This is a genomic window from Ruegeria sp. HKCCD6428, from assembly GCF_013110595.1.
Classification (GTDB): Bacteria; Pseudomonadota; Alphaproteobacteria; order Rhodobacterales; family Rhodobacteraceae; genus Ruegeria.
Window position 1 is genome coordinate 113,503 of record NZ_WVQX01000011.1, and the last position, 11,404, is coordinate 124,906.

Sequence of the window (11,404 nt, forward strand, 5' to 3'; positions counted from 1 at the left end):
ATTCACGCTCTGCGATCACGGGAAACGTCTGCCTATTTCCCTTTCCAGACCGGGTCTCTTTTCTCGGCAAAGGCGCGCGCGCCTTCCAGCTGATCTTCGCTGGCATAGAGAACGTCCACGGTTCTGAGCTGACGCTTGGTGATGCGGTTCATGGCATCCTGAAACTTGGCATCTTCGGCATCGCGTACGATTTCCTTGATCGCGGCATAAACCAGGGGCGGTCCCGAGGCCAACAACCGGGCCAGTTCCCAGGCACGGTCCATCAGTTGATCCGAGGTGACGATCTCGTTCACCAACCCCCAGCGATTGGCTTCCTCGGCGTCGAACCAACGGCCCGTAAGCAGCAACTCCATCGCGATGTGGTAAGGGATGCGCTTGGGCAGTTTGACGCTGGCCGCATCCGCGACAGTCCCCGAGCGGATTTCCGGCAGGGCGAACGTGGCGTGATCGGCGGCAAGGATCATGTCGGCTGACAGGGCCAACTCCAGCCCGCCGCCACAGGCGATGCCGTTGATGGCCGCGATCACGGGCTTGTTCAGGTCGCGCAGCTCTTGCAAGCCGCCGAACCCTCCGACGCCATAGTCCCCGTCTACCGCATCCCCGTCGGCGGCTGCTTTCAGGTCCCAGCCGGGGCAAAAGAACTTCTCTCCGCCGCCCGTCAGAATGGCCACGCGCAGCCCTGGATCGTCGCGAAACGCGGCGAACACCTCACCCATCCTGCAGCTGGTGACAAGATCGATGGCGTTGGCCTTGGGCCGGTCCAGCGTCACCTCAAGGATCGCTCCGTCGCGGCGGGTTTTGATCGGGTCCATATCTCAGGCCTTTCTTATCAGTGCATCCACGGCAACGGCCTTGTCCGGCGTGCACAGGAGCGGGTTAATCTCGACCTCGCCAAGCGTGTCGGCATTTTGCATGACATAGGCCTGAACGGCGTCGACTGCGGCGATGATTGCATCCATATCAGCCGCCCGTTGGCCGCGATAGCCTGCCAAAAGCGGGGCAATTTTCAATTTGCCAAGCGCGGCACGGATGTCCTCGGGCGTGCTTGGCACCAGCACTGACGCCGTGTCGCTCAGGATTTCGGTCAGCACGCCCCCCGCCCCCAATGTCAGGACAAACCCATGCGCCGGGTCACGGACGACACCGACCAGCAATTCAGCAACGGTTCCGGTGATCATCTCTTCGATCAGGATGCTATCTGTGCCAATTTCGGCTGCGACATCGGCCACGTCCTCGGCCTTGATGCCCAGCCGAACAGCGCCGTGTTCGGATTTATGCGCAAGCCCAACACCTTTCACGGCAAAGGGGGCTTCCATGTCCTGCACGGCCGAATGGGCCTCTGCCGGGCCGCAAACCGTGCGGCTTTGCGGAACGTGCAGGCCGCATTCGGCCAGCGCCCCTTTCGATTCGCCTTCGGTCAGGGTTTGGGTCGCCTCAGCCTTTCCAGGCAACCAGACAGGATGTGCGGACGGTGGCGAAATCTGACCCGCAGCGCGCGTGGCCGCCAGCGCTTCGCGCAATCCCATGAATGGAACGACACCACCGGCCATCAGGTCTTGGGCGACGTCTTCAGGCAGAAGTTCAGGCAGCGTCGCAACAATCGCAAACCGGGCGCCGGTTTCAGCACGCACTTTCAACGCAGCTCGGGTCGCGCAACTCCAGTCGGTCGGATCCGTCGTCGGATAGTCGACGATCGAGAACGTCAGGTCGATGTCGTCACCCGTCATGCCCGACCAGGCCTGTGCCATCGCCTCTTCGTCGCGCCAGATATACGTGTGATAATCCAGCGGGTTGTTCACAGCGACCATAGGGCCAAGCGCGTCACGCAAGCGCGCCCTTTTGTCATGGCTCAACTGCGGAAAACTCAGGCCCGTACCAACCGCCATATCCGCGATCAGGCTCGCCTCACCCCCTGAACAACTGATCGAAGCGATGCGGCCACCCGGCAGCGGCCCATAGCAGTGCAACAGTTTCAGCGTCTCAAGAAAGTCCGGCAACGCGGACAGACGCGGAATGCCCAGCCGGTCCAGAAGGGCCTGCGCGCCCGCATCGCTGCCCGCAAGCGACGCAGTGTGCGAGACCGTCGCGGCCTGTGCCTGCTCCGACGCACCCACTTTCAGGGCGACCAGCGGGATGCCCTTTGAATAGGCCTTGGCGGCCAGCGCTTCCCATTCCCGGATGTCCTTGAACCCTTCGATATGCAGACCCACGGCGGTGACGCGCGGATCATCGATCAAGGCCGAGGCGATTTCGGCCTGGCTGGTCTGGGCCATGTTTCCGCAGGCCATCATGTAGGCAATAGGCAACCCACGTTTCTGCATGGTCAGGTTGATCGAGATGTTCGAGCTTTGCGTCAGGATCGCCACGCCCTTGTCCACAGGGGTGGCCCCGTGCTGGTCCGGCCACAACAGCGCCCCATCCAGCGCGTTGATGAAGCCATAGCAGTTCGGGCCAAGAATGGGCATGTCACCGGCTGCGGCAATCAGTTGATCCTGCAAATCCTCACCGGTGTCATCTTCGGCAACGGCCTCGGAAAAGCCCGAGGCAAAGCACACCGCCCCACCTGCGCCCATACTGGACAGGACACGAACGGCCTCGATGGTGGCGTGGCGATTGATACCGATGAAAACCGCATCCGGGGCTTCGGGCAGGTCCTCGATGTGGCCGAAAACCCTGTGGCCCGCAATTTCCGACGCTTTGGGATGCACCGGCCAGATACGACCGGCATAGCCCATGCGTTCGGATTGCAGAACAACCTGCTGACACCACGCGCCGCCACCGATGACGGCGATGGTTTTCGGGCGCAGCAGCCGGGTCAGGTCTTTGTTCATGGTCAGGCGCCCAGGGGACGTAGAAGATCGCGGCTGATGATGTGGCGCTGAATTTCGCTGGTGCCGTCCCAGATGCGCTCGACCCGGGCATCGCGCCAGAACCGTTCGATCGGGAAATCGTCCATCAAACCCATCCCGCCGAAGATTTGCAGCGTGGTATCCGTCACCCGCGCCAGCGTTTCCGAGGCATAGAGCTTAGCCGAGGCAATCTCGCGGTTTGATGGCAGGTTTTGATCCAGACGCCACGCGGCCGCGAGTGTCAGCCAATCGGCGGCGTCGATCTCGGTGATCATGTCGGCGATCTGGAAGCCGACGCCCTGAAACTTGCCGATGGGCTGGCCGAACTGCTTGCGCTCGGCCGCATAGTTCAGCGCATAGTCAAAACAGCGCCGCGCGCGACCGACCGAGAACGCAGCAACCGTCAGGCGGGTTGCGTAAAGCCATTCGTTCATCACGGCAAAGCCGCCATCAACCTCGCCCAGAACCTGTGCGTCGGGCAGACGGCAGTTGTCGAAATACAGGATATAGTTCTTGTAGCCCTTGTGGCTGACCGAGTTGTAGCCCTCGCGCACTTCAAACCCCGGAGTACCGCGATCCACCAGGAAAGTGGTGATGCGTTTCTTCGGGCCCTTGGGAGTTTCGTCCACGCCGGTCGCGATGAAGACGATGAAGAAATCCGCGTGTTCCGCGCCCGAGATGAAATGTTTCGATCCGTTGACAACCCAATCGCCGCCATCGCGCACCGCCTGGCATTTCATACCACGCACATCCGAACCCGCATCTGGTTCGGTCATCGCCAGAGCGTCCATCTTGTCGCCACGTACGGCAGGCAGAAGATACCGTTCGCGCTGCTCGTCGTTGCAGGCCATCAGGATGTTCTGCGGGCGCCCAAAGAAATGCGTCAGCGCCATTGACCCTCGGCCAAGCTCGCGCTCGACCAAGGTGAAATCCAGATGAGACAGACCTGCGCCGCCGACTTCCTCGGGGAAGTTGCAGGCATAAAAGCCCAGATCGATACATTTCTGCTTGATCTGCTCACCCAGCTCAGGAGGCACGGTTCCCGAGCGCTCGACCGCGTCTTCATGCGGGTAGATTTCGTTTTCAACAAAGCTGCGGACCGTCGAGACGATCATGTCCTGTTCTTCTGTCAGACCAAACTGCATGGCGCGTGTTCCCTGGATCGGTGGTTGACCAACCAAACGCCATCGCCCATGGTCACGACATGCAGAGTTGATATCTATTCATGCCAAATTCGAAAATTTTGACGCGACAATACAACATCCTGCTCTTCAACGGGTTTTCGAACCATTGCCTTGCAAACATGGTCGAACCGCTCAGGGCTGCGAACAACCTGTCGAGGCAGGTTTTGTATTCATGGCGTTTCTGTTCCATTGACGGAGACCCCGTGCAAAGTTCCAGCGGCCTTGTCGTTACACCGAATGGTCCAATCTTTGACCAGCAAGGCGACGTTCTGGTGGTCATGCCGTCTTATGGATATCGCAAGCTGGACACGCGATCGACCACACGCATCGTGCTGGCTGCGGCCCGAAAACACCGGCAAGTGGCAGGGTTGGATACCGGCAGCTGGCTGCTGGCCCGGGCCGGTTTGCTGGATGAGCACCGGGCAACCATTCACTGGGACGAACTTTCCCGGTTCGAAGAAAGCTTTCCGGCCGTGGATGCGGTGCAGGAACGTTTTGTCATCGATGGCAACAGGCTGACCTGTTCCGGGGCGATGGCCGCGTTCGATCTGGCCTCGGCCCTGATCCGCAGGGATCACGGCCCTCTTCTGTCCATGGAAGTCGGGCATCTTCTGATGAGCCGAAATGGGCAGGATCATTACCCTTTGCCTCTCAAGTCCGAAGACACTTTGGTCAATCGCGCTCTGGCTGTCATGCAGGCGAACATTGAAACACCGCTTTCGATCAGGGAACTGGCGCGCAAGATCGGGTGTTCGCAAAAGCGCATCGAAATGCGCGTTCAGGCGGAGCTCAAGACCACGCCGCAGGCGCTTTACCGCCGGCTGAGGCTGAACCTTGCACGCAATCTGGCAGAAGATACCGAGCAGTCCATCGCCGAAATTGCCGGTCGTTGCGGATATGAAAACGCCAGCGCCATGACGCGGGCATTCAAGGCAGAATTCGGCCAGACACCGACGGCGTTTCGCCACCGAAGCCTGTCTGACGGCTGAAACGGGTGCGCATGGCGATGCCCGCTTTTCTGGAAAACCACAGAACCCTGGGGGCTATTCCAGCGAAACCCACAGCACCTTGGCGTCTTCTTCGCTGGTCGAAATACACCCATGCCCCATTCCGCTGTCATAATAAAGCGAGTCACCGGCCTTCATTGGCAAAGGGCGGTAATGTTCAGAAACGAAGATGAGTTCACCGCTGAGCACATACATGAATTCTTCTCCGGAATGTCGGATCCACGTCTCGAACTCCGACAGGTCGCGCGCCTTGATTGTCGCGATATAGGGCAGCATTCGCTTGCTGGTCAGTTCGGGGCAAAGCAGTTCATGCAGGTAAGTGGGCGTATCCTTGAATTCTCCCTCGCCCTTCGGAGTGAAATCACGGCGGCCTGAAATGCCGGATTGACCCGACTGAAGAAACAACTGCGGGGTGCTCATATCCAGGGCCTGTGTCAGACGCCGTACTATGTCAAAGCTTGGCTTCGTCTGGTTGTTTTCGATCTTGGACAGCGTCGAGCGCCCGATACCCGCAGCGCGGCCGGCTTCTTCCAGAGTCCACCCTTTCGCGCGCCGCGCATCGCGGATGGAGCGGCCCAGAGCCTCTCCTTCATCCTGAAATTCCTGTCCGGAAACATCATTTCGGCTTTCGTCGCCCATTGAATTCCCCCTGTTTTATCAAAGGTTACATGCCTCCCAATATATACGCAACTTCTTGAATAAGAGATTTTTGTTGCCTAAGGCGCATTATTTCCCCTATAGGAAACAAAGTTTCGCACTGAGGATTCGGGGCAAAAGGAGGAGACTATGTTCAAAACGTCGCTGATTGAGGCAGATCCCGTCATTGCTGCGTCCATTTCGCGCGAGGGTGAACGCCAGGCGGAACAGATCGAGTTGATCGCCTCGGAGAACATTGTCTCGAAGGCCGTGATCGAAGCGCAGGGTTCGGTCTTGACCAACAAATACGCCGAAGGCTATCCGGGCCGCCGCTATTATGGCGGCTGCGAATATGTTGACGAGGTCGAAGTCGAGGCGATCGAACGCCTCAAGAAGCTGTTTGGCTGTGAATATGCCAACGTTCAGCCCCATTCCGGCGCACAAGCCAACGGGGCCGTCAAGTTAGCGCTGCTGAACCCGGGCGATACCATTCTTGGCATGTCGCTGGACGCAGGTGGCCATCTGACCCACGGTGCGAAACCGGCGCAGTCCGGTAAATGGTTCCGGCCCGTGCAGTACGGCCTGACCGATGCAGGGTTGATCGATTATGATCAGGTCGCCGAATTGGCGCGGGCGGAAAAGCCCAGGCTGATCATCGCAGGTGCGTCCGCCTACTCACAAAAGATCGACTTTGCCAGATTCCGTGAAATCGCGGACGAGGTTGGCGCATGGCTGCTGGCCGATATGGCTCATATTGCCGGATTGGTGGCGACCGGCCTGCACCCCTCGCCTGTAGGACACGCACATGTCGTGACCTCGACCACGCACAAGACGCTGCGCGGCCCTCGTGGCGGCATCATCCTGACCAATGACGAGGCGCTGGCGAAAAAGATCAACTCGGCCGTATTCCCAGGCCTGCAGGGTGGCCCGCTGATGCACGTCATCGCAGGCAAGGCGGTGGCCTTTGGCGAGGCACTGAAACCCGAATTCAAGGAATACATGCAGCGCGTCGTTGACAGCGCATCGGCCTTGGCCAGCGTCATGATGGCGCGCGGATGTGACATCGTTTCTGGCGGCACCCAGAACCACCTGATGCTGGTCGATCTGCGCCCGATCGGCGTAACCGGCAAGGACGCCGAGGCGGCGCTCGAACGGGCCGGCTTTACCTGCAACAAGAACAGCGTTCCCGGAGATCCGGAAAAACCCACCATCACCAGCGGCATCCGTCTGGGCACCGCCGCCGGGTGCAGCCGTGGCTTTGGCCCGGAAGAGTTCAGGCAGATCGGCCATCTGATCGGTGATGTTCTGGAGGCGCTCGCGAAGTCTCCTGACGGTGACGAAACCGTCGAAAAGGAAACCCGCAAACAGGTTCGCGCTCTTTGCGCAAGCTACCCGATCTACTGAGAGTGCGCGAAATGAATACCTATGACCTCATCGTTATCGGGGGCGGACCGGGCGGCTATGTTGCCGCGATCCGCGCGGCTCAGCTGGGGCTGAATGTGGCCTGTGTCGAAGGGCGCGGCGCACTGGGCGGTACCTGTCTGAACGTGGGGTGCATCCCCTCCAAAGCGTTGCTGACCTCCTCGGCCAAATATGCCGAGCTTGCACATCTCTCCTCCCATGGCATTGCGGTCGAGGGGGTCAGCATCGACGTCAGTGCGATGATGGGGCGCAAGGACAAGATCGTCGGAGATCTGACCAAGGGCATCGCGTTCCTGTTCAAGAAGAACGGCGTCGATCTGATTGAAGGCTGGGCCAGCATCGCGGCCACTGGTCAGGTCAAGGTTGGCGACAGCGTATACGAAGCAAAGAACATCCTGATCGCGACAGGATCCGAGCCGACCTCACTGCCGGGGATCGAGATTGATGAGCAGGATGTGCTCAGTTCGACCGGCGCAATCGCGTTGCAGAGCGTGCCGGACCATCTGGTGGTGATCGGTGCCGGTGTCATCGGTCTGGAACTTGGGCAGGTCTGGGCGCGTCTGGGTGCCAAGGTCACCGTGGTCGAATATCTGGATCGCGTATTGCCCGGCATCGACGGCGAGATCGCCAAGCTGGCGCAGCGGGCGCTGTCCAAACGCGGCTTGAAGTTCCAACTGGGTCGCGCCCTCAAATCGGTTGAGAAATCCGCGGCTGGCCTGACCCTGACCGTAGACCGCGTCGGCAAGGACAAGCAAGAAGTGGTCGAAGCCGACAAGGTTCTGATTGCTGTGGGCCGCCGCCCGGTGACGCGCGGGCTTGGGCTGGAAGAGCTGGGCGTGGCCGTAAACCCGCGTGGCTTCATCGAAGTCGACAGCTCGTTCCAGACGTCGGTGCCCGGGATCTATGCCATTGGTGACTGTGTTCCCGGCCCGATGCTGGCACACAAGGCCGAAGAGGACGGCGTTGCCTGTGTCGAGATGCTGGCCGGCGAAGCCGGTCATGTCGATTACAACACCGTGCCGGGTGTGGTCTACACCGATCCCGAAGTGGCCTCGGTTGGTCAGACCGAAGAGGCCCTGAAAGACGCGGGCGTCGAATATGTTGTCGGCAAGTTTGCCTTCATGGCCAATTCGCGGGCGCGTTCGACGGGTGAAACAGATGGCGCGGTCAAGGTTCTGGCCGGTTCCGACGGCAAGATCCTCGGAGCCCATATCTGCGGTGCCCATGGCGGCGATCTGATCGCCGAGCTGGTACTGGCCATGACTAAAGGCGCGACGGTCGCCGAGGTTGCAGCAACCTGTCATGCGCACCCGGCGATGGGCGAGGCGGTCAAGGAAGCCTGCCTCGATGCCATGGGCCGCGCAATCCACGCGTAAGTGAGGACAGCCAGATGACTATCCAGCTTCGACCACGTCACCCGGAAAAGGCCAAGAAGGCCGACAGTGTCATCCCGCGCAAACCGAAATGGATTCGCAAGAAGAAGATCGAAAGCGCCGAGTATTACGAAACCCGGCGTCTGATGCGTGAACACGATCTGGCAACGGTCTGCGAAGAAGCGGCCTGCCCCAATATCGGCGAATGCTGGTCCAAGCGCCATGCAACCATGATGATCATGGGCGAGATCTGCACGCGGGGCTGTTCGTTCTGCAACGTGGCCACCGGCCGCCCCGATGCGCTGGACGCGTTCGAACCCGGCAGGGTTGCGGCGGCGGTCAAGAAACTGGGCCTGCGCCATGTGGTGATCACCTCGGTCGACCGTGATGATCTGGCCGATGGCGGGGCCGAGCATATCGCCCAGACCATCCGCGCCGTCCGGCATCAGAACCCCGGCACCACGGTCGAGGTTCTGACCCCCGACTTCCTGGGCAAGGGCGACGCCGCAAAAATCGTCTTTGACGCAGCGCCGGACGTGTTCAACCACAACCTTGAAACCGTCCCGCATCTGTACCCGACGGTCCGCCCCGGCGCGCGCTATTACACTTCGTTGCGGCTGCTGGACGATGCCAAACGCGCGAACCCCGAGATTTTCACCAAATCCGGCCTGATGATCGGGCTGGGTGAAAGCATGAACGACGTGCGTCAGGTGATGGATGATCTGCGCGCGGCCAATGTCGATTTTCTGACGGTCGGGCAGTATCTGCAACCGACACCGAAACATCATCCGATTGACCGGTTCTGGTCACCCGAGGAGTTCGCCCAACTGGAACAGATCGCCCGTTCCAAGGGCTTTTTGCACGTGTCAGCCACGCCGCTGACCCGTTCGTCGTTCCATGCCGACGAAGATTTCACTGCCCTCAAGCAGGCCCGCCAGCGGGCCATCGCGACCGGGGCATAAACCAAACGCAAATGGGAGGGAAACCATGGAAGCGTTAAATTCAATCGTAGGGGCCATCAATGGCGTCGTGTGGGGGCCGCTGATGCTGGTTCTCATCCTCGGCGTTGGCTTCTTCCTGCAGGTCGGGCTGAAATTCATGCCGATCCTGCGCATTGGCACAGGCTTCAGCCTGTTGTTCAAAGGCCGTGAAGGTCAGGGCGAAGGGCAGATCAGCCCGTTCAACGCACTGATGACTTCGCTGTCGGCGACCATCGGTACAGGTAACATCGCCGGTGTGGCCACTGCTGTCTTCCTGGGCGGTCCAGGCGCCTTGTTCTGGATGTGGATGACCGCCCTGGTGGGCATGGCCACCAAATATGCCGAAGCCGTCTGCGCAGTGAAATATCGCGAAAAAGACGAGCTGGGTAACTATGTCGGCGGCCCGATGTACTACATCAAGAACGGTCTTGGTGCGAAATGGGCCTGGCTGGGCGTGGCTTTTGCCCTGTTCGGCGCGGTTGCTGCCTTCGGCATCGGCAACGGTGTGCAAGCCAACGGTGTTGCTCAGGTGCTGGAAGCCAATTTTGGCCTGAACACCTCGGTCACTGGCGTTGTTCTGATGGTTCTGACCGCAGCCGTTATCCTGGGTGGTATCACCCGCATCGGTGCGGTTGCTGGTAAGCTGGTCCCCTTCATGGCCGTTGCATATATCATCGCGGGCCTGCTGGTTCTTCTCATCAACATCGGCAACATCGGACATGCGCTGTCGCTGGTCTTTACCTATGCGTTTACCCCGTCCGCCGCCGAAGGTGGTTTCGCAGGTGCAGCCGTCTGGGCCGCCATCCGCTTCGGTGTGGCACGTGGTGTGTTCTCGAACGAGGCCGGTCTGGGTTCGGCCCCGATCGCGCACGCCGCTGCCGAAACCAAGGGTCCGATCAACCAGGGCCTGATCGCGATGCTGGGTACGTTCATCGATACCATCATCGTCTGCTCGATCACCGGTCTGGCCATCATCGCGTCGGGTGCATGGACATCGGGTGAATCCGGTGCGGCGCTGACCAGCCACGCGTTCGAATTGTCGCTGCCAGGTATCGGCGGGTATCTGATCGCCATCGCTCTGTCGATCTTTGCCTTCACCACCATCCTCGGCTGGTCGTTCTACGGCGAGAAATGTGTCGAGTTCCTGCTGGGCGTGAAATCCCTGATGCCCTATCGCGTTCTGTGGATCGTGATGATCTACTTCGGCGCAACTGCGGATCTGGGCTTCATCTGGCTGTTGGCCGATACGTTGAACGCCATGATGGCCATCCCGAACCTGATCGCCCTGGCGCTGCTGAGCCCGATCGTCTTCAAACTGACGAAAGAGTTCTTCGCCTCGGGCGGCAAGTCCGAAGAGCCGGGCGGCACACCTGCCGAATAAGCTCGGCCCGACCAAAACGGGGGGCCATCCCGGCCCCCCGCCTTTGAAACCGAATTCAATATCTCGAGGAGAGACGTGATGGCCACGAAAATCCTGCTGCCCATTGATCACACCGACGACCGCTCGTGGAAACTGGCCCTGCCGACCGCCTTGGAACAGGCAAAATTCTACGGTGCCGAACTGCATGCGGTTGCCGTCATCCCCGAGATCATCCAGCTGCCAAACCTGCCCGCCAACTATGGTGCCGGCGCAAAAGACCACGTGCGGGGTGCGGTTCAGGCGATTCTGGATCATGCCAAGGCTTCCGACGTGCCGGTCCATGTCGAAGAAGGCAGTGTTTACCGCGAAATCCTGAAGCTTGCCTACAAGGAAGGCTTTGATCTGATCGTCATGGCATCGACCAAGGGCGATTTTCCGAACTACGAGATTGGCCCGAACCTGGCCCGTGTCGTGCGCAATGCGCATTGCACCGTCATGGTCGTCCGCGACCAGTCCCGCTGATTGAAAGGTTGAAGAAATGACCACACCGAAGCGCACGCCTCTCCACTCTTTGCACGTCGAGCTTGGCGGCA

At 60.1% G+C, this 11,404-nt stretch carries 10 protein-coding genes; 6 read left to right on the forward strand and 4 right to left on the reverse strand.

The window, feature by feature from the left end; all coding sequences use genetic code 11:
- Positions 1-32: 32 nt before the first annotated feature.
- Genes GS620_RS19485 through GS620_RS19495 form a run of 3 tightly spaced genes read right to left on the reverse strand, consistent with a single transcriptional unit; the run spans position 33 to position 3,994 of the window.
- The gene (locus GS620_RS19485; protein ID WP_171617469.1) at positions 33-812 is read right to left on the reverse strand and encodes a carnitinyl-CoA dehydratase; all 780 of its coding nucleotides are present in this window, start codon (positions 810-812) and stop codon (positions 33-35) included.
- A 3-nt stretch (positions 813-815) separates the two neighbouring features.
- Entirely contained in the window at positions 816-2,831 is a 2,016-nt protein-coding gene (locus GS620_RS19490) for an acetate--CoA ligase family protein (protein ID WP_171617470.1), read from the reverse strand.
- A 2-nt stretch (positions 2,832-2,833) separates the two neighbouring features.
- Positions 2,834-3,994 carry an acyl-CoA dehydrogenase family protein gene (locus GS620_RS19495; protein ID WP_152460401.1) on the reverse strand — a complete coding sequence of 387 codons (1,161 nt, stop codon included), beginning with the start codon at positions 3,992-3,994 and terminating at the stop codon, positions 2,834-2,836.
- 80 nt (positions 3,995-4,074) lie between these two features.
- Between GS620_RS19495 and GS620_RS19500 the strand changes: the two genes are divergently transcribed.
- Positions 4,075-5,022 carry a GlxA family transcriptional regulator gene (locus GS620_RS19500; RefSeq protein ID WP_171617471.1) on the forward strand — a complete coding sequence of 316 codons (948 nt, stop codon included), beginning with the start codon at positions 4,075-4,077 and terminating at the stop codon, positions 5,020-5,022.
- Positions 5,023-5,076: 54 nt separating this feature from the next.
- Here GS620_RS19500 and GS620_RS19505 read toward each other — a convergent pair whose 3' ends face one another.
- Entirely contained in the window at positions 5,077-5,679 is a 603-nt protein-coding gene (locus GS620_RS19505) for a helix-turn-helix domain-containing protein (protein WP_152460402.1), read from the reverse strand.
- A gap of 147 nt (positions 5,680-5,826) precedes the next feature.
- Between GS620_RS19505 and glyA the strand changes: the two genes are divergently transcribed.
- The 5 genes from glyA to GS620_RS19530 all read left to right on the forward strand — a co-directional run bounded on the left by glyA (position 5,827) and on the right by GS620_RS19530 (position 11,333).
- Positions 5,827-7,080 (forward strand): serine hydroxymethyltransferase, encoded by a 1,254-nt coding sequence (gene glyA / locus GS620_RS19510; RefSeq protein WP_171119388.1) that lies wholly within the window; start codon positions 5,827-5,829, stop codon positions 7,078-7,080.
- Between the two features lie 11 nt (positions 7,081-7,091).
- Positions 7,092-8,474, forward strand: coding sequence for a dihydrolipoyl dehydrogenase (gene lpdA, locus GS620_RS19515; protein WP_171617472.1), 1,383 nt, complete (start codon positions 7,092-7,094; stop codon positions 8,472-8,474).
- 14 nt (positions 8,475-8,488) lie between these two features.
- Positions 8,489-9,433: a lipoyl synthase gene (gene lipA / locus GS620_RS19520; protein ID WP_171617473.1), complete on the forward strand. Its 945-nt coding sequence runs from the start codon at positions 8,489-8,491 to the stop codon at positions 9,431-9,433.
- A 25-nt stretch (positions 9,434-9,458) separates the two neighbouring features.
- Positions 9,459-10,832: a sodium:alanine symporter family protein gene (locus tag GS620_RS19525; RefSeq protein ID WP_171617474.1), complete on the forward strand. Its 1,374-nt coding sequence runs from the start codon at positions 9,459-9,461 to the stop codon at positions 10,830-10,832.
- A 78-nt stretch (positions 10,833-10,910) separates the two neighbouring features.
- Entirely contained in the window at positions 10,911-11,333 is a 423-nt protein-coding gene (locus GS620_RS19530; RefSeq protein WP_152460407.1) for a universal stress protein, read from the forward strand.
- Positions 11,334-11,404 lie beyond the last annotated feature (71 nt).